The organism is Pseudomonas sp. EpS/L25 (genome assembly GCF_001512295.1).
GTDB lineage: Bacteria > Pseudomonadota > Gammaproteobacteria > Pseudomonadales > Pseudomonadaceae > Chryseomonas.
In genome coordinates, this window is record NZ_LNUP01000011.1 from 621,628 (window position 1) to 644,929 (window position 23,302).

Below are 23,302 nucleotides of genomic sequence, written 5' to 3' on the forward strand. Positions count from 1 at the left end.
AGGTGGCCATGGAGCTGAGCCAGAACCTGGCGCAGGAGATCGTCGAGCGCGCCATGCGTATCCTGCCGGGCAACGTCAATGTCATGGATGCGGCCGGGCTGATCATCGGCTCGGGCGATCCGGCGCGGCTGTTCACCCGCCATGCCGGTGCGCGCCAAGTCATCGCCGAAGGCCGCGCGGTGGCGCTGGATGCGGCGACCGCGGCGCGCCTGCCTGGCGCCCAGGCGGGGATCAACCTGCCGCTGTATCGCCAGGGCGAGCTGGTGGGGGTGCTCGGGGTGACCGGGGAGGATGCCGAGCAACTGCGGCTACCGGCGGAGCTGCTGCGCCTGACGGCGGAAATGCTCATCGAACAGGCGGCCGGGCAGCCGCCCGCAGCGTCCCTGATGAGCGCGCCCTTGCTACGCCAATTGCTGGCCCCAGGCGCGGCGCCCGAGCTGAGCCGCCACGCGACGCTGTTGGGGCTGCGCCCGGAGCTGCCGCGTGACGTGCTGTTGCTGGAGTTCACCACCCCTGCGCCCACCTTCGGCGAGTGGGCTCAGCGGCGAGTGCAAGGCAGTTGGTGCCTGCCACGCGAGGAACGCCAATGGCTCTGGTATCGCCCCGGTACGGACGCGCCCCAGGCGCTGCTGGCAGTGTTGCCAGACCAGGGCTGGTCGCTGGAACGCAGTGCCTGGATCAACGAGGCCCGCCCCTGGCAAGGGCTGGCCGAAACGACGGGCTGGGCGTTGGCACTGCTCAAGGTGGCGAAGCGGCTGAGACCGGAGCTTACCGAGCTGGCCCGGGATGACCTGGCCTTGCCGACCTGGCTGCAAAGCCAGGCAGCCTGCACCGATAATGCCTGGCTGCTGGAACCCCTGTCGCGCCTGCGGCAGGCCGATCGTGACGGCCAACTGCTCGCGACGCTGCGCGCCTGGTTCGCTGCGGACGCCAGTCCCCAGGCCTGCGCTGAAGCGCTGGGGCTGCACCGCAACGGCCTGCGGCACCGGCTGGAGCGCATCCAGGCGCTGACCGGGCGTGATCCGCGGCGCTTCGCCGAGGCGACCGAGTTGTATTGCGCGTGGCTGCTGATGGATGCTGATTAGGCAAGTGCACAGGCCTTGCTGATTCTCATTGGGCGTTTGTCCCGTTGTGGTCTTCTACGTTCCGGGGAAGACTTGGAGCACAACAACGGAGAATCGCCCCATGAAGATCGTCATCGCCCCGGATTCCTTCAAGGAAAGTCTGACCGCTGCCGGCGTCGCCCGCGCCCTGGCCCGCGGCTTGCGCCAGGCCTTGCCCGAAGCCGAGCTGATCGAGTGCCCCCTGGGTGATGGCGGCGAGGGCACGCTGGACGCCGTCCTGGCTGCCACGGGCGGTGAAGTACGCGAGAGACAGGTCACCGGCCCGCTGGGCGAGCCGGTGACCGCGCGCTGGGGCTGGCTGGCCGAGCAGCGTACCGCCTTCGTCGAGATGGCCAGCGCCAGCGGCCTGGAATTGGTGCCCAGGGCGCGGCGCGACGTGCTGGTCGCCACCTCCCGCGGCACCGGCGAGTTGCTGCACGCGGCGCTGGACGCCGGCGCCGAGCGCCTGGTGCTGGCCATCGGTGGCAGTGCCACCAACGATGGCGGCGCGGGGCTGCTGCAAGCTCTGGGCGTGCGGTTGCTGGATGAGCAAGGGCGGACGCTGGCACCTGGCGGGGCGGCCCTGGCACAGCTGGCGCGGATCGAATTGTCGCCGCTGCATCCCCGCCTGGCGGAGGCAGAGGTGGTCATCGCCGCCGATGTCGACAATCCCCTTTGCGGCCTCCAGGGTGCCAGCCACATCTTCGGTCCACAAAAGGGCGCCTCGCCCGCGCAGGTGCGTCAGCTCGATGACGCCCTGGCCCATTTCGCTTCGGTCACCGCCGCGACCCTCGGTCGCGACGTTCGCGAGCAGCCCGGCGCTGGTGCTGCCGGTGGAGTAGGCTTCGCCGCCCTGGCGTTTCTGGGTGCCACCTTCCGCCCCGGCGTCGAGGTGGTGGCCGAACTGGTAGGTCTAGAGCAGGCGCTACTGGGCGCCGACCTGGCGCTGACCGGGGAAGGGCGCCTGGACGGCCAGACCCTGAGAGGCAAGACTCCGGCCGGCGTGCTGCGCCTGGCCCGTCGCCATGGCGTGCCGGTGGTGGCGGTGGCCGGGTCCCTGGGGGAGGGCTATGAGGCTCTATATGAACGAGGCCTCGCCGCTGCCTTCAGCCTCGTTCCCGGGCCGCTGAGCCTGGAGGAGGCCCTGGCCCAGGCCGACATGCTGCTGGGGCGCACGGCGCGGGATATCGGGCGGCTCTGGCGGACCGCGAAAGGCTGACGCCCGCTCAGTCCGCTTCGCCAGCTGGGTCGTCGAGGTGGTCGATGCGCTGGAAGCGTTCCACCAGGAAGTCGATGAAATGCCGCACCTTGGCCGATAGGTGATGGTGCTCGGAATAGACCGCATAGACGTCCGCCGAAGGTGGCCGGGCGTCTTCCAGCACCCGGCGCAGGCGTCCGCTGCGTACGTAGCGGGCGATGTCCCATTCCGCCCGGAGCAGGATGCCGCGGCCCTCCAGGGCCCAGTTCAGGGCGACTTCGCCATCGTTGCAGCTCAGGTTGCTGCGCACCTTGACGCTGCGGGTGCGCGAGCCTTCGAGAAATTCCCAGACGCCATGGATGCTGTCGTTCTGCCGCAGGAAGATGCAGTTGTGGGTAGTCAGATCCTGCAGCCGCTGCGGCGTGCCGTGGCGCTCCAGATAGAGCGGCGAGGCGCACAGCAGCCGGCGATTGCTGGCGATGCGCCGGGCGTGATAGCCAGCATCGGGCGCCACGCCGAAGCGGATGCCCAGGTCCAGGCCATGGGCAGCCAGCTCCATGGGGTGGTCGCTCAGCAGCAACTGGGTCTCCACCTCCGGATAGCGATCGATGAAGGCCGCCAGCGCCGGGCCTATGTAGCGGCGACCGAAGCCCAGGGAGGCGTTCACCCGCAGCAGGCCCTTGGGCTGGCCGCGGCGACTGGCGACCATGTCTTCCACTGCCTCGATGTCACCGAGGATGCGTCCGGCATGGCGGAAATACAGCTCGCCCTCGGGCGTCAGCCCCAGTGAACGGGTAGTGCGATTGACCAACCTTACCCCGAGACGCTTCTCCAGAGCGGCCAGTCGCTTGCTTACCGCCGGCGGGGTGACGCCAAGTTCGCGCGCAGTGGCGGCGAGGTTGCTCTGCTGGGCCAGCAGGTGGAAGAAGCTGAGGTCCTGAGGGCGACTCATTGTTAACCTCAATTCACTTAAGTGATTATTTGAGGTGAATCCTAGCTCAGATTTCACTACCTATACTCGGCCCAACGCTGCCAGTCGGCGTCCCACCCAACGACAAGAACACAGGGCCCAGCCATGAAGAACTACAAGATCGCAGCCATTCCCGGGGACGGTATCGGGGTCGAAGTCATCACCGCCGGCCTCGAGGTCCTCGACGGCCTGGCCAAGCGCCTGGGCGGTTTCGCCTTCGACGTCAGCCACTATCCCTGGGACTCGGAGTACTACCTGGAGCATGGTCATTACATTCCCGCAGGAGGGCTGGAGGAGATCAAACAGGCCGATGCCATCTTCTTCGGTGCAGTGGGTAGTCAGAAGGTGCCGGACCACATCTCCCTCTGGGGGCTGCGCCTGCCGATCTGCCAGGGTTTCGACCAGTACGCCAACGTCCGGCCGGCGCGGGTGTTGCCAGGGGTGAAAAGCCCGCTGACCAATGGCCAGGCCATCGACTGGGTGATCGTGCGGGAGAACTCCGAAGGCGAGTATTCCGGCAGTGGCGGGCGGGTCCACCAGGGGCTGCCCATCGAGGTCGCCACCGAGGTCTCCACCTTCACCCGCGTCGGCGTCGAGCGCATCCACCGATTCGCCTTCGAACTGGCCCGTAGCCGGCCGGCCAGGCACCTGACCCTGGTGACCAAGTCCAACGCTCAACGTCATGGCATGGTGCTGTGGGACGAGGTGTTCGCCGAAGTGGCCAAGGATTATCCGGACGTCCGTACCACCCGCGAACTGGTGGACGCGGTGACCACCACCATGGTGCTCAAGCCGGGCAACCTCGACGTGATCGTGGCCACCAACCTGCACGCCGACATCCTCTCGGACCTGGCCGCGGCGCTTTCCGGCAGCCTGGGCATCGCGCCCACCGCCAACCTCAATCCCGAGCGTAGCTTCCCCTCGATGTTCGAGCCCATCCACGGCTCTGCCTTCGACATCACCGGCAAGGGCGTGGCCAATCCCATCGCGACCTTCTGGACCGCCGCGCTGATGCTCGATCACCTCGGCGAGCGCGAAGCCAGCGCCCACCTGATGCGCGCCATCGAAGAGGTCACCGCCAGCGGTCTGCACACCCCGGACCTGGGCGGCACGGCCACCACGCGCCAGGTCACCGACGCCGTACTCGAACTGATCGCCCGCTAGAGCGGCGGCGCCACCCGCGGCCAGGCGGCGCGGGTGGCCAGCGCCCGCACTTCCATCGGGGCCCGCTCGCACGGGTCGCCTCCATTACAAGAACAACAGTGGACCTCCCATGAAGCGCCTACTCGGAAAACTCTACGTTCAGGTCGTCATCGCGGTCATCGCCGGTGCATTGCTCGGCGTCTTCCATCCCGATTTCGCCACCTCGCTCAAACCCATCGGCGATGCCTTCATCAAGCTGATCAAGATGCTGCTGGCACCGGTCATCTTTCTCACTGTGGTCACCGGCATCGCCAAGATGAACGACATGAAGGAGCTGGGTCGGGTAGGCATACGTGCCTTCATCTACTTCGAGGTGGTATCCACCCTGGCACTGATCGTCGGCCTGGTAGTGGTCGATACCTTCAAGCCCGGCGCCGGCATGAACATCGATCCGGCTACCCTCGACAGCTCGGCCATCGCCAGCTACACCGAGGCGGCCAAGCACGAGTCCTTCATCGCCTTCATGCTGCAGATCATTCCCAACACCCTGGGGGACGCCTTCGCCAAGGGCAACATCCTGCAGATCTTGCTGTTCTCCATCCTGCTCGGGGTGGCGCTGGCACGCTGTGGCGACAAGGGCAAGCCGATCATCCGCTGCCTGGACAGCCTGATGCACGGCATGTTCGGCATCGTCAACATCGTGATGCGCCTCGCGCCGCTGGGGGCTTTCGGTGCCATCGCCTTCACCATCGGCAAGTACGGCTTCGGTTCGCTGTTCTCCCTGGGCAAGCTGATGGCCTGCTTCTACCTCACCTGCATCCTGTTCGTCGCCCTGGTGCTGGGGCCGATCTGCCGCGTCGCCGGCTTCAGCCTGTGGCAGTTGCTCAAGTACCTCAAGGAAGAGCTGTTCACCGTGCTGGGCACCAGTTCATCAGAGTCGGTGCTGCCGCAGATGATCCGCAAGATGGAGAATGCCGGTTGCTCCAAGCCGGTGGCCGGCATGGTCATTCCCTCGGGGCTGACCTTCAATCCGGATGGCCAGGCCATCTACTACACCGCTGCGGCCACCTTCATCGCCCAGGCCACCAATACGCCGCTGAGCCTGACCGACCAGCTCATCATCATGGCCGTGCTGATGCTCACCTCCAAGGGGTCGGCTGGCGTCACGGGGTCGGGATTCATCACCCTGGCGGCGACCCTGGCCAGCCTCGGTACCATCCCGGTGGCGGGCATGGTGCTGCTGCTGGGCGTGGATCGTTTCATGTCGGAGGCCCGGGCCATCACCAACACCATCGGCAATGGCGTAGCGACCCTGGTCATTGCCCGCTGGGTCGGGGCGCTGGACATGCATCGACTGAAGGCCGCGCTGGATGGCAAGCCGATTCCTGCGCCGGAGGCCGAGGTTCAGGATCGCGTGGCGGTGGCCGAGCCAGGCCTGACGGCGTTGAGCGGCAAGGCGCTCTAGGAAGGTCACACTGGTCGGGTGGCGGGATTTACCTCATGCTGGGCGTCTCGCTCCCCGATCAACTGGCGCCATGACCACGTCCTCGATCCCGCGTAGCTGCCTGCTGGCCGCTGCGCTGCTAATGATGCCACTGGGCTTCGTCCAGGCGGCCATTCCCAGCCTCAAGCCCACTGCCTCCTGCGTGCGTAGCGCCTTCGTGCTGCGTTGCCAGGACGGGCAGGGTGGTTGGTACGGCGTGACGGTGCAGGGCAACGATACCCTGATGCGCGGCTTCGATGCGGCGTCCGGCCTGACCTGGGCGCAGACCAGCACGCGCCTTGGGCGGTTGCAGTTCTTCAGCGGGCTGAGCAGCGACGGTAACCTCTGGCTGGGGCGCACCCGGCAACTGGGCTGGAACGTCATCAGTCGCTTCTCCACCTCCCAGGGTGATCGTGCCCGCACCAGCTGCAATCGTGTGTCTGGATGCGAGTGGCGCTAGCACCCGAACTCCGCGCGTCACCAGTTGGCGTCCGTCATTCGCGCTCGTCTCGCTTGCGGCGTCGATAGGCGCCGGGCGGCAAACCCTGCTCCTTGGCGAAGGCGCGGACGAAGGCGGCCACCGAGCGATAGCCGACCCGTTCGGCCACGGCTTCCACGCTGTGGTTGGCATCCAGCTCCTGGCAGGCGCGGCGCATGCGCAGGGCGAGCAGCACCTGCCCCGGGGACTGGCCGCCGGTTTCCTGAAACTTCTTGCAGAAGGCCGAGCGCGACAGGCCGGTGACGGCGGCCATGTCCACCAGCGACCAGGGCTGCTCGGGGGCGGCGATCAGCCGTTCCAGCAGGGGGCCGAACTGAGCGTGGCGGGCCAGGGCCACCAGGCCGCCATGGCGCTGGTCAGGGTCGTTCAACTGGTCGCGCAGCACATAGAGGAACAGCAGCTGGCCCAGGCGCGCCAGGAGGGAGGCCGAACTGTGCACGGCGCCGGCTTCCTCACGGATCAGTTGGAAGAGGGTGCGGGCAGCCTGGGCGTTCTCGTCCGCGGCGCGCAGGACGATGACTGCCGGCAGGGCGCTGACGATGAGGCGCGACAGGCCACCGGCGAAATCGAAGAAGCCACAGACCAACCCGGTCCCTTCACCGGCTCTTTCGTTCAGGGGGCCCAGGGTACCGCGGGGCAGTTCGCGGGCCTCGACCTGGTGGGCACTACTGGCCAGGCGAAAGGGCAGGTCGTGCAGCAGGAAGATCGCATCCCCGCTCGCCAGCGGTCGCACCGGTTCGTCGTCCAGATGCAGCCAGCACTCACCCTCGACCACCAGATGGAAGCTCGCGCGTGCCTGTCCCTGGGTAGACGCCTGCCAGGCACCACAGTAGCGACCGGCGTGAAAGAGGCTGGCGTCGCATTCGAGGCTGTCCAATAACCATTCGGTCGAAGCACTGGAAAAACTCATCTAAGCGTTGGACTCATGAGCAAGGGATGGCGACTTTAGAATATGGAAACCCATTCTTATTACCAAGAAACTTGTCGACATCCCCTCTGCCTGTCCCGGAGTCGAAGCTATGTCCCGTCTGCCGATCCTCACCCCCGACACCGCGCCGGATGCTGCCCGGCCCTTCCTGGAGAACGCCCGCCAGGCGTCCGGTTTCATCCCCAATCTGCTGGGCGTGCTCGCCAATGCGCCGGCGGCGCTGGAGACCTATGTCACGGTGTCCGGGCTCAACGCCAAGACCAGCCTGAGCCTGGCGGAGCGGGAGGTGGTGCAGCTGGTGGCGGCCACGACGCATGGCTGCGACTTCTGCGTGGCCGGGCATACCGCCGTCGCTACTCACAAGGCCAAGCTGGACGCAGCGACCATCGCTGCCCTGCGCAGCGGCGCGCCGCTGCCTGAGCCGCGGCTAGAGGCCCTGGCCGCCTTCGCTCGTGCGGTCATCGCCCGGCGCGGAGCGGTGACGGATGCCGAGTTGCAGCGATTCGTCGCGGCGGGCTACACCGCGGCTCAGGCGTTGGAGGTCGTGCTCGGCGTGAGTCTGGCGACCCTGTGCAATTTCGCCAACGTCCTGGCGCAGACGCCCCTGAACCCGGAGCTGGCGGCCTATCGCTGGGAGACGGTCCATGGCTGAGTCTGCACTACGCCAGGCGGCTCCGGTCGGCGACACCCTGGCGGATTGGCTGGACGAGCACGCCGAGGCCCTCGATCAGGGCCTTCTCGATCCCGAGAGCTTGTTGCCGCGGTTGGCCCAGGATGGTCGCTTCGGTCTCGGCGTCGCGCGCGAGCTGGGTGGCGCGGGGGGTAGCCTGGGGCAGGCGGTGGAAGGCATAGCCGGTCTGGCCGAGCATTCGCTGACCGCGGCCTTCGTCTGCTGGGGGCAGCGGGCCTTCATCGAATACCTGTTGCAAAGCCCCAACACGGCGTTACGCGAGCGCTTGCTACCTGGACTGCTCCGCGGCGAGCTGGCCGGCGCCACCGGCCTGTCCAATGCCATGAAATTTCTTTCCGGCCTGGAAGAGCTGCAGATCGAGGCCCGGCGCGACGGCAGCGGTTGGCGGCTAAACGGCCGCATGCCCTGGGTGACCAATCTGCGCAAGACGGGTTTCGTGGTAGCCGGCGCCGTGGCCCGCCAGGGTGAGCAGCGACCCTTCGTCGCTGCCTTGCCCAATCGGGTCGCCGGGCTGCGCCGGTCCGCCGATCTGCAGTTGCTGGGCCTCCAGTCCAGCAACACCGCCGCCCTGGACCTGATCGAGGTGCCGCTCGACGAAGACTGGCTGCTGCACGGGGAGGCGCATCGCTATCTTCCGCGGGTACGCCCGGCTTTCCTGGGTTTGCAATGCGGCCTGGCCATTGGCCTGGCCCGGCGGAGCCTGGCCGAGGTCCGGCAGGTACAGGGAGAAGGGCGCCGCACCCTGCAGGACGAACTCGAACCCCTGGAGGCCCGGCAGCTCGAACTCGAGGCGCGACTGCTCCAGGGACTGGCGGACGAGCGTTTCATCGCACAGCCGGCGGAGCTGTTCCGGCTGCGCATCGGTCTGGCCGAACAGGCCGCGGCGGCGGTCCAGCTGGAGCTTCAGGCCCGCGGTGGCGGCGCCTATCTGCGTGAGCGCGGCGATGCCTTCTCGCGGCGCTGGCGGGAAGTCGCCTTCGTGCCCATCGTCACGCCCAGCCTCACCCAGTTGCGCGGTGAACTGGCCCGCCATGCCGCTCTCGAGGATGGCGCATGACCGTCGTGCTCAGTGCCCGCGGCCTGGCGGTGGGTTATCCGCAGGCGGGCGGTTGGCGACCGGTGCTGGAGGACTTCGCCCTGGACGTGGCGCCCACCGAGGTGGTCAGCCTGCTCGGACCCTCGGGGGTGGGAAAATCCAGTGTGCTAAGAGCCCTGGCAGGCCTGCAACCGGCGGCCCAAGGCGAGGTGCGGCTGCTCGGTGAGCCGCTGCTGCGCCCGCATCCCCAGGTGGCAGTGGCCTTCCAGGACCCGTGCCTGCTGCCCTGGCTGACGCTGCGGGACAACGTCGCCTTCGGCCTGGATTTTCGCCGCCAGCCGCGACTGCCGGCGCAACAGGCACGCCAGCGGGTGCAGGACGCCATCGCCGCGGTAGGTCTCGCCGCTGCCCAGGAGCGCTATCCGGCCGAGCTTTCCGGTGGCATGGCGCAGCGCACCGCGCTCGCGCGCTGCCTGGCGCGCCAGCCCAAGGTGCTGCTGCTGGACGAGCCCTTCGGTGCCCTCGATGAAGTCACCCGGGGCGACATGCAGCAACTCCTGCTGCAACTGGTGGCGCGGCAGGGTAGTGCCGTCGTGCTCATCACCCACGACATCGACGAGGCGCTGCTGGTCTCCGACCGGGTTCTGCTACTGGGCGACCACCCAGCGCGGATCATTGGCGAGTGGCGCATCGAGCTGGCGCAGCCGCGCACCGACGCCATCGAGGCCCTCGGCGCCCTGCGTATCGAGATCCTGCGAACCCTACGGCGGGCGAGCCGACCCAACCCCCCACTTCCCGCAGCGGAGTCTGCCCATGTGCCTGCACGATCCCCGTCCCTCGCGCCGTGAATTCCTCAAGCTGGCCGCGCTGTTCAGCGCCGCCGGTGCCTTCCCCCTGTTGCGCAGCCTGGAGGCGCGCGCCGCGGCCGAACCCGATGCGCCGGTACGCATCGGTTACCTACCCATCACCGACGCCACGCCGCTGCTGGTGGCCCATGCCCGCGGGCTGTTCGCTGCCGAGGGCGTCCAGGCGGAGAAGCCCGTGATGCTGCGCAGCTGGGCGCAGGTGATCGAAGCCTTCCTCGCCGGACAGGTGAACGTCATCCATCTGCTGTCGCCGATGACCGTCTGGGCGCGCTACGGCAGCCAGGTGCCGGCCAAGGTGGTGGCCTGGAACCATGTCGATGGCTCGGGCCTGACCGTGGCGCCGGATATCCAGGAGGTGCGCCAGCTCGGCGGGCGCAACGTGGCGATTCCCTTCTGGTATTCCATCCACAATGTGGTGCTACAGGAATTGCTGCGCCAACATGGACTCAAGGCGGTGAGTCGTCCGGCCGAGGCGAGTTTGGCGAGCGACGAGGTCAATCTGCTGGTGCTGGCCCCCGCGGACATGCCACCGGCGCTGGCCAGCCGCCGCATCGCCGGCTACATCGTCGCCGAACCCTTCAACGCCCTGGCCGAGAGCCAGCAGGTCGGGCGCATCCAGCGCTTTACCGGCGACATCTGGCGCAACCACGCCTGCTGCGTGGTGTTCATGCACGAACGTGACCTCAACGAGCGTCCGGAGTGGTCGCAACGGGTGGTCAACGCCATCGTCAAGGCCCAGGCCTGGACCCGGGAAAACCGCGCTGAAGCGGCCGCGCTGCTGTCCCGCGAGGGCAGTGGTCGCTATACGCCCCATCCGCGCGGCCTGCTGGAACAGGTGCTGGTGCCGAACGCGGCAGCACGGAGTCGCTACCTGGGTGACGGTGCCATCCGGCACGCCGCCTGGCCCGAGGCGCGCATCGATTTCCAGCCCTATCCCTTCCCCAGCTATACCCGGGAACTGGTGACTCGCCTCAAGAGCACCCTGATCCAGGGCGACGCCGGCTTCCTCGCCACCCTGGACCCGGAGCACGCCGCCACCGACCTGGTCGACGACCGTTTCGTCCGCCAGGCCATCGCCGCGGTGGGCGGCATGGGCACCTTCGGCCTCGCCGAAGGCTTCGCCCGCCAGGAGGAGATCAGCGTGTGAGGAACCGACGCCTCGAACGTATCCTGCTCGGTGGCACCGGTCTGCTGGTACTGGTCGTACTCTGGTGGGCCGCAGTGCAGGGGCTTTCGGCGCCGGGCAGCCTGGTCCGCCGCTTCGCCCCCGGCACCACCTTCGTCAGTCTCTGGCAGCTGCTGGCCAGCGGCGAGTTGTGGCCGCACGTCCTGGTCAGCCTGGAGCGGGTCCTGATCGGCCTGGTCCTGGCCGTGCTGGTGGGGGTACCCCTGGGCTTGCTGGTGGGCGCCTGGCGCGCCCTGGAATTCGCCACTACCCCGGCCTTCCAGTTCCTGCGGATGATCTCGCCGCTGTCCTGGATGCCCTTGGCAGTGATGGTAATGGGAGTAGGGGACAAGCCCATCTATTTCCTGCTGGCCTTCGCCGCGGTCTGGCCGATCCTGCTCAATACCGCCGCCGGTGTGCGCGGGCTGGACCCGCGCTGGTTGCAACTGGCCCATAGCCTGAGCGCCACCCGCTGGGAGGTCCTGCGGCGGGTGATCCTGCCCGGGGTGCTGGGCCAGGTGCTGACCGGCGTACGCCTGGCGATCGGCATCCTCTGGATCGTGCTGGTGCCCTGCGAGATGCTCGGCGTCAGCGCCGGCCTGGGCTACTACATCCTCGACACCCGCGACCGTCTGGCCTACGGCGAGCTGATGGCGCTGGTGCTGATGATCGGTCTGCTGGGTTTCGCCCTGGACGTCCTGGCGCGGCAGCTGCACCAGCGCTTCCTGCCGCGGAGGCAGTTCGAAGAATATGGTTAGAGTGAAATATTATGTCGCCTAACCATTCGATCTATTCATAAAGAATCTGGGTATTTGGTTCGTTTTCTACCCTGGGGCAGCATGCCTAGCCTCCGTCGCACAAGATGCCAACCAGGATAGGAGCCCCGATGGACCTCGAGAACCTCAGCCGACGCCGCTTCATTCGACAACTGACCGCCGTAACCGCCGTGGGCGCCCTGGGTGCCAGCCTGTTCGGCTGCGACGACAAACCGGGTACCCAGGGTGGGGCGCCGGCCGTGATTGGCCAGCGCTCGGACCAGATGGTGCCCTTCCGCTATCCCGACAACCCCACCTTCGACCTGGTCTACGTCGCCGATTCCCTCGGCTACTTCGCGGGTACCCGGGCGCGTCCGCAGTACGTCGGTAAGGTCGCCGCGCCGCAGATCATCCCGCTGGTGGGAACCGGGCAACTGGATTTCGGCACCCGCATGGTGCCCCTGGTCATCTCCGCCATCGCCAGTGGTCTCGACCTCAAGGTGGTGGCCGCTGGCGGCAAGACGCTGCAGGAAGCGCCGCACATGAAGTACTTCGTGCGCGACGACTCGGGCATTCGCACACCCAAGGACCTCGAAGGCAAGACCGTGGGGTTCAACAGCTTCGGTGCCTGCGCCGAGTTCGTCACCAAGAAGTACCTGCGCCAGCAGGGGGTGGATGTGGACCGCATCAAGTGGGTGGTGGTCCCGGACGTCCAGGCCGAGCAGACCTTGGCCACCGGCAACATCGACCTGGCGATCATCCATCCGCCCACCTCCGGCAGCGCCGAGCACAATCCCGCCCTGCGCAAGCTATGGAGCGACTTCGACCTCGACGAGGGACTGGGTGGCATGGCGCCCTACAGCGCCCATGGCCGCTTCCTGCGCGACCATCCCGAGGCCGCGCGGGACGTGGTCCAGGCCCTGGCCAAGGCGGCCAACTGGGTCAACCAGCATCCCGACGACGCGCGCAAGATCACCGCCGAGCGCCTGGGCATGAAGCTGGAGCTGGTCGAACGCTTCGCCTACGTCGACGATCTGGTCATCACCGAGCCGCCGATCCAGTACTACATCGACATCCTCGAACACGAAGGCAAGCTCAAGCCCGGCGCGGTGCAGGTCAAGGACGTCTACACCAATGCCTTCAATCCCTTCGCCCAGGGTACCGTCTGATGAGCGCCAAGATCATCGCCCGGGGCCTGGCGATGGCCTATGACGGTCGCAGCGAAAGCGGCGCCCAGGAGCAGGTGCCGGTGCTGCAGGACTTCGACCTGGAGGTACGCCAGGGCGAATTCCTGGCGGTGCTGGGTCCCTCCGGTTGCGGAAAGTCCACCTTCCTCAACATTCTCGCCGGGCTGGCGCAGAAGACCTCGGGCGAACTGAGCATCGACGGTCGGCCGTTGCAGGGCATCAATCCACACCAGGGTGTGGTGTTCCAGGGCTATGCGCTGCTGCCCTGGCGCTCGGTACTGGACAACATCGCCATCGGCCTGGAGATCCGCGGGGTGGGACGCCGCGAGCGGCTCGAGAAGGCGCGGGAGTATCTGGCGCTGGTAGGCCTGGAGGGGCAGGGCGCGCGCTACCCCCATGAGCTCTCCGGCGGCATGCGCCAGCGGGTCGCCATCGCCCGTTCCCTGGCCTATGGGCCGGACGTGCTACTGATGGACGAGCCCTTCGCCGCGCTGGACGCCCAGACCCGCGAGCATCTGCAGGACGAGCTGCTGCGCATCTGGGACGGCCAACGCAAGACCATCGTCTTCATCACCCACAGCCTCGACGAGGCGATCTTCCTCGCCGACCGGGTCGCGGTGATGACGCCGCGCCCGGGGCGGGTCCACCGGCTGCTCGATATCGACCTGCCGCGCCCGCGGGCGGCCGAGGTGCGCAACACCCCAGCCTTCGCCGCCTTGCGCCAACAGGCTTGGGAGGCTCTGCGCGGGTTGCCCGAGCCCGTTACGCAAAGACCCTCGCGGCGTGAGGAGGTGCGGGCATGAGTCTGGTACGCCGTTCCCGCCGACTGCTCGACGGCAGTCTCGGCATCCTGCTGTTCCTGGCGCTCTGGGAGGCTTTGCCGCGGTTGGGCCTGGTCAATCCCGGCTATCTGAGTCCGCCCTCGGTGGTGCTGCAGAGCATCCTCGACCTGGCCCGCGACGGCAGCCTCGCGCGGCACCTCGGCGCCAGTTTGCTGCGTTCGCTGGCCGGACTGCTGCTGGCGATAGGCGCGGGCGTGTTCCTGGGGCTGCTGATGGGCTGGTTCATGCGCCTGGAGCGACTGCTCGATCCTTTGCTGCAACTGTTTCGCCAGACCAGCGCCCTGGCGCTGTTCCCGGTGTTCATTCTGTTCCTGGGCATCGGCGAGGCCTCGAAGATCGCCATCATCTTCTGGGCGTCCTTTTGGCCGATCCTGCTGAGCACCATCAGCGGCGTGAAGCAGGTGGATGCGCTGCTGGTGAATTCGGCGCTGTCCATGGGCGCCAACCGGCGCTTCCTCTTCCTCAAGGTGGTACTGCCGGCGGCGTCGCCGTCGATCTTCACCGGCATCCGCCTGGCCGGCGCCTATTCCATCACCGCGCTGGTGGCCGCCGAGATGATCGGCGCCCATTCGGGGCTGGGCTTTCTCACCCTCAACTCCCAGGAGGTGTTCCAGATTCCCAGCATGTACGCCGGCATCCTGCTGCTGGCGGTGGTGGGCCTGGCGCTCAACGCGGTGCTGGCCCTGCTGGAGGCGCGGCTGTTGCGTTGGCGACGTGGCTTGTCGGCGCGCCCTTGATCTCGACTCGCTCCGCTCGGGGAGGCTCAGCCCAGTGCCTGGGTAAGCAGCGCGAACTGCTCCAGGCCGTCGCGGGAGACCGGTGCCTCGCCCCTGGCCATCTGCTCCACTTCATCGACCTGCGGGACGCCCAGCTCCAGGAGCCAGGGATTGAGACCACTGCGCGCCGTCACGTCGAATCTCACGTAGCGACCTTCCGCCTGGCGCAGCAGGGTGAGGATCAGCGCCTTGGCCTGCTCGGTGGATTCGGCGATCACCGGGCCGACCGAGAGGCCGCGGCCGTAGGGACGCAGCAGGGCGAAGCCGCGCAGCTGGCCCTCGCGCTCCAGGCCAACGAGGCGTTCGGCCTGGGGCAGCAATTCCCGCAGCAGAACGGTGCGGTCCAGGCCACTGGCGAGCTGGGCAAGGCGTTCCAGTTGTGGGGCCGTCGCCGAGGTCAGCTCGCGCACCTGGCTTTCCAGCGGATGCCGTTCAGCCACGGCGGGCAGCGTCGCGATCTGGTGCTGGTAGATGCGCTCGTAGGATTCGAAGCCCTGGCTGCGGTAGAGCGGGGCGCCGCGCAGCGTGGCGACCAGCAACGGCGTGCGGGTGCCGGCCAGTTGCAGCAGGCCGTCCATGAGGCGGCGCCCATGACCTCTACCCTGGTGGCTGTCGGCGACGATCACCAGGCCGATGGTGGCGTAGTCGCCCTGGGGTACGCAGAAGCCGGTGCCGAACACCCCCTGATCGTCTTCCAGCACCAGGCCTTCGCCGTTGTGGAAGAGGCACTGCCAGTCCTCCAGGCGATGGGGCCATTGCAGGGCCTGGGACAGGCGGTGGGCGGTGGCGAGGTCGGTTTCGCGCAGGGGTCTCAGGGTCGCGTGGGACACGGCAGGGCTCCGGTTCGGGTCTGGCTGATTCAGGCGCCAGCCTAGCAAGACCCGACGGCAGATTCGGTTGCCGGCGGGTAGGCGCATCAATGGGAGGCGCTGAAGGTCCGCAGCAGTTCGGCAAAAGATGGCGGCGTGCGCGCCTAGCATGGGGCCAAGCCCACAGCCCTAGCGGAGCGCGCCATGGCCTCGTTCGACCCCAGAGCAATAGCGGTTCGTTGTGCCCATTTCAGCGGCGGTCGTACCCGCGACGCCCGTGCCGAACTGGAGGTGTTCCGGCCTTCCGATGGTGGCTTCCAGAGCGGCCTGCCGTGCGCCTCGGCGGATCTGGTGGACGAGGTGGTGGAGGGCACCTGGCGCGCCTGGAAGGCCAGCGACTGGGCGACGCGCCCCCCACGGGAGCGTGCCCGGGTGATGCGGCGCTGGGCCGACCTGGTGGAAGCCGATGGCGAGGTACTCGGTCCTCTGGAAGCGGTGGGTTCGACCCGTCCGCTGCGTGAGGTGATGGCCTGGGACATTCCCTATGTCGCCGAGGGCATCCGCTTCTTCGCCGAATTCGCCGACAAGCACGGTGGCGAGGTGGCGGCCACCGCCACCAGCCACCTGGGCCTGCAGATCACCGAGCCCTATGGCGTGGTGGGCGCCATCGCCCCCTGGAATTTCCCCCTGAGCATGGCCGGCTGGAAGATGGCGCCGGCGCTCGCCGCCGGCAATGCGGTGGTGATCAAGCCTTCGGAGCTGACGCCCTTTTCCATCCTGCGCCTGGCCGAGCTGGCCGTGCTGGCGGGCCTGCCCGCCGGCATCCTCAGCGTGGTCCAGGGCGATGGCCGGGTGACCGGCGACGCCCTGTGCCGCCATCCGCGCATCGGCAAGATCACCTTTACCGGTTCCACCGGAACCGGGACCGCCATCATGACCGCCTGCGCCGAGAGCGGGCCCAAGCCGGTGACCCTGGAGCTGGGCGGCAAGAGTCCGCAACTGGTGTTCGCCGATGTCCCGGATCTGGCCCGCACCGCCCGCAGCGTGGCCGCTGCCATCACCGGCAACGCCGGCCAGGTGTGCGTCTCGGGCTCGCGGCTGCTGGTGCAGCGGGCAGCCCTGGAGCCGATACTGGACGGCATCCGCGCCGCCTTCGCCGAGCTGCGGCCCGGGCCGACCTGGTCGGCCGAGGCCACCCTGGCGCCGATCATTTCCCATCGCCAGGGCCAGCGCATCCAGGACATCGTCACCCGCAGCCGGGCGGCCGGGGCGGAGATCCTGCTCGGTGGCGCGCTGGAAGAGGGGCTGGGTGGCGCCTATTATCAGCCGACCTTGATCGCTGGCGTCGGCGCGGACAACCCCGCGGTGCGCGAAGAGATCTTCGGCCCGGTGCTCACCGTGCAGGTGTTCGACGACGAAGCCGAGGCCCTGGCGCTGGCCGACCATCCCACCTATGGCCTGGCGGCGGGCGTGCATACCGCCGATCTCGGTCGGGCACTGCGCCTGACGCGGGCCCTGGAAGCCGGCACCGTCTGGGTCAATCGCTACGGTCGCAGCCACGACTGGATCATCCCCACCGGCGGCTACAAGCGCTCCGGGATCGGCAAGGACCTGGGCCGCGCGGCCTTCGAGGCCAACCTGCGCAGCAAGAGCGTGCTGATCGACCTTGAGCACTCCTGAGGCTTCCGCAAACAATGCTGAGGGCTACCGGCAAAACGGCTTTTTCTGTCTTCCACGATGCCTGAAAGCGGACATTCATCAGGCCTGCCGATGCTGTAATGCTTGCCAGGGACGCCGCCCGCGCCCCAGCCTCCACTCACGACTTTCCGTCAAAGGACCCTTGCCATGACTGCCTTTCGGCCCAAGTACATCACCTTCGACTGCTACGGCACCCTGACCCGTTTCCGCATGTCCGACATGGCCCGCGAGATGTTCGCCGACCGCATTCCCGCCGAGGCGATGGACCAGTTCTGCAAGGACTTCAACGGCTATCGCTTCGACGAGGTGCTCGGTGCCTGGAAGCCCTATTCGGAGGTGCTGTACGCGGCGGTGGAGCGCACCTGCAAGCGCTGGGGCATTTCCTTCACCGACGCCGAGGCCAACGCCTACTACGAAGCGGTGCCGACCTGGGGCCCGCACCCGGACGTGACCGCCGGCCTGGCCAAGATCGCCGGCAAGATCCCCCTGGTGATCTATTCCAACGCCGCCGACGAGCAGATCATGGCCAACGTCGACAAGCTGGGCGTGCCCTTCCACCGGGTCTTCACCGCCGAGCAGGGCCAGGCCTACAAGCCGCGCCTGGCCGCCTTCGAATACATGCTCGACAACCTCGGCTGCGGCCCGGAAGACGTGCTGCACGTGTCCTCGAGCTTCCGCTACGACTTGATCCCGGCGGACTACATGAACATCAAGAACAAGGTGTTCGTGAATCGCGGCCACGAGCCGAGCACGCCGTTCTACCGCAACACCGAGATCAAGGACATCGGCGGCCTGGCCGCGGTGGTCGGTCTCGAATAACCCCCTGAGCTGCCGGAGCGCCCGCCCATGAGTCACGGCCCAGCATCGTCCGATTCCTACTGGCTCGCGACCGCGCCGGGTTTTACCGGCGCTACCCCCGGACCGGTGGCAGGCGAGGTGGACGTCGCCGTCATCGGCGGCGGCTTCACCGGGCTCTCCGCGGCCGTGGCGCTGCGCCAGCGGGGTGCCAGCGTGGCGGTGCTGGAGGCCGGCCGGGTGATCGGCGAGGCCTCCGGGCGCAACGGTGGCCACTGCAACACCGGTGTCGCCCAGGATTACGCGGTCCTGCACGCCAGCCTGGGCGCCGAGCGGGCCCGGGCCTTCTACCAGGCCTATGCCGATGCCGTGGCCAGCGTCGAGGCGGTGATCGCCGAGGAGGGCATCGCCTGCGACTTCCACAAGGCGGGCAAGCTCAAGCTGGCGGCCAAGCCGCAGCACTACGACGGCCTGGCCCGCACCTGCGAGCTGATCCGCACCGAAGTGGATGCGGAGGTGGAGCTGCTCGGCCCCGAGCAGGTGCGCACCGAGGTGGCCTCCGACGCTTTCCATGGTGGGCTGTTGCAGCGCAACGGCGCCCAGATGCACATGGGGCGCTTCGGCGTCGGGCTTGCGGAGGCGGCGGTGCGGCGCGGTGCCCAGGTCTACGAAGGGGCGGCGGTGAGCGATTTGCAGCGGCTGCCCGACGGCAGTTTTCGCGTGGTCAGTGCCCGCGGCGAATTGCGCGCCCGGCAGGTACTGGTGGCCACCGGCAACGCCCGCATCGGTCCCTTCCAATGGTTTCGCCGCCGCATCGCCTCGGTGGGCAGCTTCATCATCGCCACCGCGCCGCTGCCCAAGGCGCAACTGGACGCCCTGCTGCCCAACCGGCGTACCTATGTGACCAGCCGCATCATCGGCAACTATTTCCGCACCACCCCGGATCATCGCTTGATCTTCGGCGGCCGGGCGCGCTTCGCTCTGTCCGACCCGCGACAGGACGCCAAGAGCGGCGCCGTGCTGCGGGCTGCCCTCGGGCAGCTGTTTCCGACCCTGGCCCAGGCGCCCATCGATTATTGCTGGGGCGGCCTGGTGGACATGACCGCCGACCGCCTGCCGCGGGCCGGCGAGCGGGATGGACTGTTCTACGCCATGGGCTACAGCGGCCACGGCGTGCAGATGTCGGTACACATGGGCCGGGTGATGGCCGAGGTGCTGGAGGGCCGCAGCCAGGCCAATCCCTGGCGGATGCTCGACTGGCCGGCCATTCCCGGTCATTTCGGCAAACCCTGGTTCCTGCCGCTGGTGGGGTTGTATTACCGGGTGCAGGATCGGTTGCACTAGCGTGGCGATCACCGAGCCGCCAGCTCGCGTCCGTCTTCGACGGTGCGCGGGCTGGCGGCTTTTGCACGACTGGGCGCTGCGAGGTCTGGCCGCGGGCGGTTTCCCGCTTAGCAGAAACTGCCGTGTGCGGGCCGCTTGGCGAGCTGTCCCGCGCCGGCCCAGCCCTTGGCGAAGAGGTGTTTGCCACCGGCGAGACGCCGCCGGAGCGCGCCAAAGCCGGGCATCGGCGCGGCCCATGCGCCGCGGCGAAGCACACCGCAAAGAATGCTGAGCCGGTCGGGCAAAACGATCTTTTCTATCTCGCCGCAGGGGCAATACGACGGTAATCGGCGAGGGCCCGGTGCTGTAATGACTCAGGCCGCTGGATAGCGCGGCCACGAGGACAGCACCGCGCCCCCGGGGAGGGGGGTGCGGACTGGCGACAGAGCCCCCAACGAGCGAGCCGACATGACCGAGAAAAAGACTGGAAGTCCCCTGATAGGTGCTGCTGAGAGCGTTCGGGCCTTCGAAGCCCTGCACCGGGGCCTGTCGCGACGCGATGCGTTGCGCCTGCTGGGCGCCGCCGGGTTGCTGGCGACCGGGGTGGGCAGTCTGCTCGGCCGTGATGGCCGGGCCTTCGCCGCAGAAGATGCGGTCAGCGCCACGCCGCGCCGCGGTGGGCGGGTTCGCGCCGCCGCCGCGGGTTCGTCCACGGCCGATACCCTCGATCCGGCCAAGGGCTCTTTCTCGGGCGACTACGCCCGCCAGTACTTCTTCTACAACGGCCTGACCGTCTTCGACAGCCACCTCGAACCCCAGATGGCCCTGGCCACCAGCGTCGAGACCCAGGATGCCCTGATCTGGACGATCAAGCTGCGCCAGGGCGTGCAGTTCCACAATGGCAAGACCTTCGACAGCGCCGACGTGGTCTACTCGCTGCTGCGCCACAAGGACCCGGCGGTAGGCTCAAAGGTCAAGGCGCTGGCCGACCAGTTCGCCGAGGTCACCGCGGTGGCGCCTGACGAGGTGCGCATCCGCCTGGTCTCGCCGAACTCCGAGTTGCCGGCGGTGCTGGCGATCTCGCCATTCCTGATCATCGCCGATGGCACCAAAAATTTCTCCACCGCCAATGGCACCGGGCCCTTCAAGGTCAAGGAATTCAAGCCGGGCGTGCGCACCGTGGGTGTGCGCAACGAGAATTACTGGAAGTCCGGCAAACCCTATCTGGACGAGATCGAGCTGATCGGCATCGGCGACGAACCCTCGCGGGTCAATGCGCTGCTGGCCGGCGACGTCCAGCTCACCGTCTCGGTGGACCCGCGTTCCGCGGAGCGCCTGAAGCAGAGCGGCAAGCTCAAGATCGTGGCCAACACCTCGGGTGCCTATACCGACCTGATCATGCGCATCCCCAACCGGCCGTTCAACGACCCCAACGTGGTCGAGGGGATGAAGCTGCTGTTCGATCGCGAGCAGATCCTCAAGTCGGTGTTCCTCGGTTACGGCACCATCGGCAACGACCAGCCGATCATGCCGGGCTCGCCTTACTATGCGGCGGACCTGCCACAGCGGCCCTACGACCCGGACAAGGCCAAGTTCCTGTTCCAGAAGGCCGGTATCGCCGGGGCGCGGATGCCCCTGGTGACCTCCACCGCGGCCGACAACGCCAACGAGATGGCCCTGGTGCTGCAGCAGTCGGCGCGCCAGGCCGGGCTCAACCTGATGGTCAACCGCGTCAGTGCCGACGGCTACTGGGACAACCACTGGATGAAGGACCCGCTGGGCTTCGGCAACATCAATGCCCGACCCACCGCCAACATCCTGCTCTCGCAATTCTTCAAGTCCGATGCGCCCTGGAACGAGTCCGGCTGGAAGAACGAGCAATTCGACCAGTTGCTGGTGGCGTCCCGCGGCGAGACCGACCTGGCCAAGCGCAAGCAGATGTACGCCGACATGCAGCTGCTGATCCACCAGCACTGCGGCATCGGCCTGCCGATCTTCACCAGCTCCATCGATGCCCATTCGCCCAAGCTGGGCGGCTACGGGATCATTCCCATCGGCGGTTTCATGGGCTACATGTTCGCCGAACACGTCTGGCTGGAGGCCTGACCCGCCGTACCTGACGGTGGTCCCGGGCGGGTAGGTCCGGGACCGCCGTCGCATGCTTTCGCAGGAGGTGATCTTGGATCGTTCCGTCGTTCCCCTCATCGCCAGGCGCCTCGGTGGCGCATTGCTGACGCTGTTCATCGTCTCGCTGCTGGTGTTCTTCGTCTCGGCGCTGCTGCCGGGCGACGCCGCCCAGCAGGCGCTGGGCCAATTCGCGTTGCCCGAGCAGGTCGCCGCACTGCGCGCCCAGATGGGCCTGGACCAGCCGGCGCTGCTGCGCTACGTCCACTGGCTGGGCGGCCTGCTGCACGGCGATCTCGGCCAGTCCCTGGCCAGCCAGATGCCGATCAGCGCCTTGATCGGCGATCGCCTCGGAGGTTCCTTGATGCTGGCCGGGGTGACCGCCCTGGTGTCGGTGCCCCTGGCGCTCGGGCTGGGAATCGTCTCGGCGATGAACGCGGGTGGGTGGCTGGACCGGGCGCTGAATGTCTTCACCCTGGGCATCGTCGCGGTGCCGGAATTCCTGGTGGCGACCCTGGCGGTGCTGGTCTTCGCCGTGCACCTGCAATGGACCTCGGCGCTCACCTTCGCCCACGACATCGCCGGTCCCCTGGACTTCCTGCGCGCCTATGCGCTGCCGGTGGGCACCCTGTGCTGCGTGATCGTGGCGCAGATGGCGCGCATGACCCGCGCCGCCCTGGTCGACCAACTGCAGAGTCCCTATGTGGAAATGGCCCGGCTCAAGGGCGTGGGCCCGGTCCGCGTGGTGTTGCGCCACGCCTTGCCCAACGCCGTGGGTCCCATCGCCAATGCCATCGCCCTGAGTCTTTCCTACCTGATGGGTGGGGTGGTGATCGTCGAGACCATCTTCAACTATCCGGGCATTTCCCAGTTGATGGTGGACGGTGTCGCCAGCCGCGACCTGCCGCTGATCCAGGCCTGCGCCATGCTGTTCTGCTGCGCCTACCTGGTACTGATGACCCTGGCGGATCTCTGCGCCATCCTGTCCAACCCGAGGCTGAGAACGCTATGAGCCGACCCGTGACTTCCGTGCGTCCCGCAGCTGTCCTGCCGGTGGACGGCAAGACGCTCGACGCCCAGCTTTCTCCGCCCCGTGCCCGGCGCCGCGCCGGTCTTTCGCTGACCGGGCTCCTCGGCGGCAGCCTGGTAGCATTCTGGTTGTTCGTCGCGGTCTTCGGCACCTGGCTCGCGCCCTACGATCCGGGTGCCCTGGGTGATAGCGCCGTGCTCGCCGGCTACAGCCTCGCCCACCCCCTGGGAACCGACTACCTGGGGCGCGACGTGCTCAGCCGCATCCTCGACGGCGCCCGCTTCACCGTGGGCCTGGCGCTGGTGGCCGCGGTGCTGGCCTGCGCGGTGGGGACCGGCCTCGGTCTGCTGGCGGCACTCTCGAGGCGCTGGGTGGACGAGCCGTTGTCGCGCCTGATCGATGCGCTGATCTCCCTGCCGAGCAAGATGCTGGCCCTGGTGATGGTCTCCGCCTTCGGCTCCTCGGTACCCCTGCTGATCGTCATGGCGGTGGTGGGCTACGCCCCGGGCTGCTATCGCATCGCCCGCAGCCTGGCGATGAACCTCACCGAGTTGGAATACGTCCAGGTCGCCCGCACCCGCGGCGAGGGCCGGCTGTACATCGCCCTGCGGGAAATGCTGCCCAACATGCGCCTGCCGCTGCTCACCGACCTGGGCCTCAGGTTCGTCTACATCGTGCTGCTGCTCAGTGGCATGAGTTTCCTCGGCCTCGGGGTGCAGCCACCCAATGCCGACCTCGGCTCCCTGGTGCGGGAAAACATCGGCGGCCTGGCCGACGGCGCCCCGGCGGTGCTGATGCCGGCCCTGGCCATCGGCACCCTGACCGTGGGCGTCAACCTGCTCATCGACCGTTTCGGCGCCCGGCGCCGGGGAGGGCGCTGA

At 67.8% G+C, this 23,302-nt stretch carries 22 protein-coding genes; 19 read left to right on the forward strand and 3 right to left on the reverse strand.

Annotation, left to right across the window (positions count from 1 at the left end; genetic code table 11):
- Positions 1–8 precede the first annotated feature (8 nt).
- Positions 9–1,085, forward strand: coding sequence for a sugar diacid recognition domain-containing protein (locus AR540_RS11875; protein ID WP_059229146.1), 1,077 nt, complete (start codon positions 9–11; stop codon positions 1,083–1,085).
- Positions 1,086–1,185: 100 nt separating this feature from the next.
- On the forward strand, positions 1,186–2,322 hold the full coding sequence (locus AR540_RS11880; RefSeq protein ID WP_059229147.1) for a glycerate kinase: 1,137 nt from the start codon (positions 1,186–1,188) through the stop codon (positions 2,320–2,322).
- Between the two features lie 7 nt (positions 2,323–2,329).
- Here AR540_RS11880 and AR540_RS11885 read toward each other — a convergent pair whose 3' ends face one another.
- Positions 2,330–3,253 (reverse strand): LysR family transcriptional regulator, encoded by a 924-nt coding sequence (locus tag AR540_RS11885; RefSeq protein ID WP_059229148.1) that lies wholly within the window; start codon positions 3,251–3,253, stop codon positions 2,330–2,332.
- 123 nt (positions 3,254–3,376) lie between these two features.
- Here AR540_RS11885 and AR540_RS11890 point away from each other — a divergent pair, with 123 nt between their 5' ends.
- The 3 genes from AR540_RS11890 (at position 3,377) to AR540_RS11900 (ending at position 6,357) form a co-directional block, all read left to right on the forward strand.
- The gene (locus AR540_RS11890; RefSeq protein ID WP_059229150.1) at positions 3,377–4,435 is read left to right on the forward strand and encodes a tartrate dehydrogenase; all 1,059 of its coding nucleotides are present in this window, start codon (positions 3,377–3,379) and stop codon (positions 4,433–4,435) included.
- 109 nt (positions 4,436–4,544) lie between these two features.
- Positions 4,545–5,879 (forward strand): dicarboxylate/amino acid:cation symporter, encoded by a 1,335-nt coding sequence (locus tag AR540_RS11895; RefSeq protein ID WP_059229152.1) that lies wholly within the window; start codon positions 4,545–4,547, stop codon positions 5,877–5,879.
- A 70-nt stretch (positions 5,880–5,949) separates the two neighbouring features.
- Complete coding sequence (locus AR540_RS11900; protein ID WP_059229154.1) at positions 5,950–6,357, forward strand: hypothetical protein; 408 nt, start codon at positions 5,950–5,952, stop codon at positions 6,355–6,357.
- A gap of 34 nt (positions 6,358–6,391) precedes the next feature.
- Here the strand turns inward: AR540_RS11900 and AR540_RS11905 are convergent, their stop codons facing one another.
- Positions 6,392–7,306 carry an AraC family transcriptional regulator gene (locus AR540_RS11905; protein WP_059229156.1) on the reverse strand — a complete coding sequence of 305 codons (915 nt, stop codon included), beginning with the start codon at positions 7,304–7,306 and terminating at the stop codon, positions 6,392–6,394.
- 109 nt (positions 7,307–7,415) lie between these two features.
- On the opposite strand from AR540_RS11905, the gene AR540_RS11910 reads away from it, so the two are divergent.
- The 8 genes from AR540_RS11910 to AR540_RS11945 all read left to right on the forward strand — a co-directional run bounded on the left by AR540_RS11910 (position 7,416) and on the right by AR540_RS11945 (position 14,603).
- Positions 7,416–7,976 (forward strand): carboxymuconolactone decarboxylase family protein, encoded by a 561-nt coding sequence (locus tag AR540_RS11910; protein WP_059229158.1) that lies wholly within the window; start codon positions 7,416–7,418, stop codon positions 7,974–7,976.
- The gene (locus AR540_RS11915) at positions 7,969–9,072 is read left to right on the forward strand and encodes an acyl-CoA dehydrogenase family protein (protein ID WP_059229160.1); all 1,104 of its coding nucleotides are present in this window, start codon (positions 7,969–7,971) and stop codon (positions 9,070–9,072) included. Before AR540_RS11910 ends, AR540_RS11915 begins: the two co-directional genes overlap by 8 nt.
- Entirely contained in the window at positions 9,069–9,899 is an 831-nt protein-coding gene (locus tag AR540_RS11920; protein WP_059229162.1) for an ABC transporter ATP-binding protein, read from the forward strand. Before AR540_RS11915 ends, AR540_RS11920 begins: the two co-directional genes overlap by 4 nt.
- Positions 9,865–11,064, forward strand: a complete 1,200-nt coding sequence (locus AR540_RS11925; protein WP_059229164.1) for an ABC transporter substrate-binding protein — start codon at positions 9,865–9,867, stop codon at positions 11,062–11,064. The genes AR540_RS11920 and AR540_RS11925 overlap by 35 nt, the downstream gene beginning before the upstream one ends.
- Positions 11,065–11,084: 20 nt before the next feature.
- Positions 11,085–11,840 (forward strand): ABC transporter permease, encoded by a 756-nt coding sequence (locus tag AR540_RS11930; RefSeq protein ID WP_177339229.1) that lies wholly within the window; start codon positions 11,085–11,087, stop codon positions 11,838–11,840.
- A 128-nt stretch (positions 11,841–11,968) separates the two neighbouring features.
- Positions 11,969–13,006: an ABC transporter substrate-binding protein gene (locus AR540_RS11935; protein ID WP_153014223.1), complete on the forward strand. Its 1,038-nt coding sequence runs from the start codon at positions 11,969–11,971 to the stop codon at positions 13,004–13,006.
- The gene (locus tag AR540_RS11940) at positions 13,006–13,827 is read left to right on the forward strand and encodes an ABC transporter ATP-binding protein (RefSeq protein ID WP_059229170.1); all 822 of its coding nucleotides are present in this window, start codon (positions 13,006–13,008) and stop codon (positions 13,825–13,827) included. Before AR540_RS11935 ends, AR540_RS11940 begins: the two co-directional genes overlap by 1 nt.
- On the forward strand, positions 13,824–14,603 hold the full coding sequence (locus AR540_RS11945) for an ABC transporter permease (protein WP_059229172.1): 780 nt from the start codon (positions 13,824–13,826) through the stop codon (positions 14,601–14,603). The genes AR540_RS11940 and AR540_RS11945 overlap by 4 nt, the downstream gene beginning before the upstream one ends.
- A 26-nt stretch (positions 14,604–14,629) precedes the next feature.
- On the opposite strand, the gene AR540_RS11950 is transcribed toward AR540_RS11945, so the two are convergent.
- The gene (locus tag AR540_RS11950; RefSeq protein WP_059229174.1) at positions 14,630–15,472 is read right to left on the reverse strand and encodes a GNAT family N-acetyltransferase; all 843 of its coding nucleotides are present in this window, start codon (positions 15,470–15,472) and stop codon (positions 14,630–14,632) included.
- Positions 15,473–15,655: 183 nt separating this feature from the next.
- Between AR540_RS11950 and AR540_RS11955 the strand changes: the two genes are divergently transcribed.
- The 6 genes from AR540_RS11955 (at position 15,656) to AR540_RS11980 (ending at position 23,302) form a co-directional block, all read left to right on the forward strand.
- Positions 15,656–17,131 carry an aldehyde dehydrogenase family protein gene (locus tag AR540_RS11955; RefSeq protein WP_059229176.1) on the forward strand — a complete coding sequence of 492 codons (1,476 nt, stop codon included), beginning with the start codon at positions 15,656–15,658 and terminating at the stop codon, positions 17,129–17,131.
- 165 nt (positions 17,132–17,296) lie between these two features.
- Positions 17,297–17,968 (forward strand): haloacid dehalogenase type II, encoded by a 672-nt coding sequence (locus AR540_RS11960; RefSeq protein ID WP_059229177.1) that lies wholly within the window; start codon positions 17,297–17,299, stop codon positions 17,966–17,968.
- A 27-nt stretch (positions 17,969–17,995) separates the two neighbouring features.
- A complete protein-coding gene (locus AR540_RS11965; protein ID WP_059229179.1) occupies positions 17,996–19,288 on the forward strand; it encodes an NAD(P)/FAD-dependent oxidoreductase in 1,293 nt (430 codons plus the stop codon).
- A gap of 447 nt (positions 19,289–19,735) precedes the next feature.
- Positions 19,736–21,373: an ABC transporter substrate-binding protein gene (locus AR540_RS11970; protein ID WP_059229181.1), complete on the forward strand. Its 1,638-nt coding sequence runs from the start codon at positions 19,736–19,738 to the stop codon at positions 21,371–21,373.
- Positions 21,374–21,446: 73 nt separating this feature from the next.
- Positions 21,447–22,403 (forward strand): ABC transporter permease, encoded by a 957-nt coding sequence (locus AR540_RS11975; RefSeq protein ID WP_059229741.1) that lies wholly within the window; start codon positions 21,447–21,449, stop codon positions 22,401–22,403.
- Positions 22,400–23,302: an ABC transporter permease gene (locus AR540_RS11980; protein WP_059229183.1), complete on the forward strand. Its 903-nt coding sequence runs from the start codon at positions 22,400–22,402 to the stop codon at positions 23,300–23,302. Before AR540_RS11975 ends, AR540_RS11980 begins: the two co-directional genes overlap by 4 nt.

Coding starts and splice junctions, on each gene's coding strand:
- AR540_RS11875 (WP_059229146.1), top strand. CDS start 9: ATGGAGCTGAGCCAGAACCTGGCGCAGGAGATCGTCGAGCGCGCCATG.
- AR540_RS11880 (WP_059229147.1), top strand. CDS start 1,186: ATGAAGATCGTCATCGCCCCGGATTCCTTCAAGGAAAGTCTGACCGCT.
- AR540_RS11885 (WP_059229148.1), bottom strand. CDS start 3,253: ATGAGTCGCCCTCAGGACCTCAGCTTCTTCCACCTGCTGGCCCAGCAG.
- AR540_RS11890 (WP_059229150.1), top strand. CDS start 3,377: ATGAAGAACTACAAGATCGCAGCCATTCCCGGGGACGGTATCGGGGTC.
- AR540_RS11895 (WP_059229152.1), top strand. CDS start 4,545: ATGAAGCGCCTACTCGGAAAACTCTACGTTCAGGTCGTCATCGCGGTC.
- AR540_RS11900 (WP_059229154.1), top strand. CDS start 5,950: ATGACCACGTCCTCGATCCCGCGTAGCTGCCTGCTGGCCGCTGCGCTG.
- AR540_RS11905 (WP_059229156.1), bottom strand. CDS start 7,306: ATGAGTTTTTCCAGTGCTTCGACCGAATGGTTATTGGACAGCCTCGAA.
- AR540_RS11910 (WP_059229158.1), top strand. CDS start 7,416: ATGTCCCGTCTGCCGATCCTCACCCCCGACACCGCGCCGGATGCTGCC.
- AR540_RS11915 (WP_059229160.1), top strand. CDS start 7,969: ATGGCTGAGTCTGCACTACGCCAGGCGGCTCCGGTCGGCGACACCCTG.
- AR540_RS11920 (WP_059229162.1), top strand. CDS start 9,069: ATGACCGTCGTGCTCAGTGCCCGCGGCCTGGCGGTGGGTTATCCGCAG.
- AR540_RS11925 (WP_059229164.1), top strand. CDS start 9,865: ATGTGCCTGCACGATCCCCGTCCCTCGCGCCGTGAATTCCTCAAGCTG.
- AR540_RS11935 (WP_153014223.1), top strand. CDS start 11,969: ATGGACCTCGAGAACCTCAGCCGACGCCGCTTCATTCGACAACTGACC.
- AR540_RS11940 (WP_059229170.1), top strand. CDS start 13,006: ATGAGCGCCAAGATCATCGCCCGGGGCCTGGCGATGGCCTATGACGGT.
- AR540_RS11945 (WP_059229172.1), top strand. CDS start 13,824: ATGAGTCTGGTACGCCGTTCCCGCCGACTGCTCGACGGCAGTCTCGGC.
- AR540_RS11955 (WP_059229176.1), top strand. CDS start 15,656: ATGGCCTCGTTCGACCCCAGAGCAATAGCGGTTCGTTGTGCCCATTTC.
- AR540_RS11960 (WP_059229177.1), top strand. CDS start 17,297: ATGACTGCCTTTCGGCCCAAGTACATCACCTTCGACTGCTACGGCACC.
- AR540_RS11965 (WP_059229179.1), top strand. CDS start 17,996: ATGAGTCACGGCCCAGCATCGTCCGATTCCTACTGGCTCGCGACCGCG.
- AR540_RS11970 (WP_059229181.1), top strand. CDS start 19,736: ATGACCGAGAAAAAGACTGGAAGTCCCCTGATAGGTGCTGCTGAGAGC.
- AR540_RS11980 (WP_059229183.1), top strand. CDS start 22,400: ATGAGCCGACCCGTGACTTCCGTGCGTCCCGCAGCTGTCCTGCCGGTG.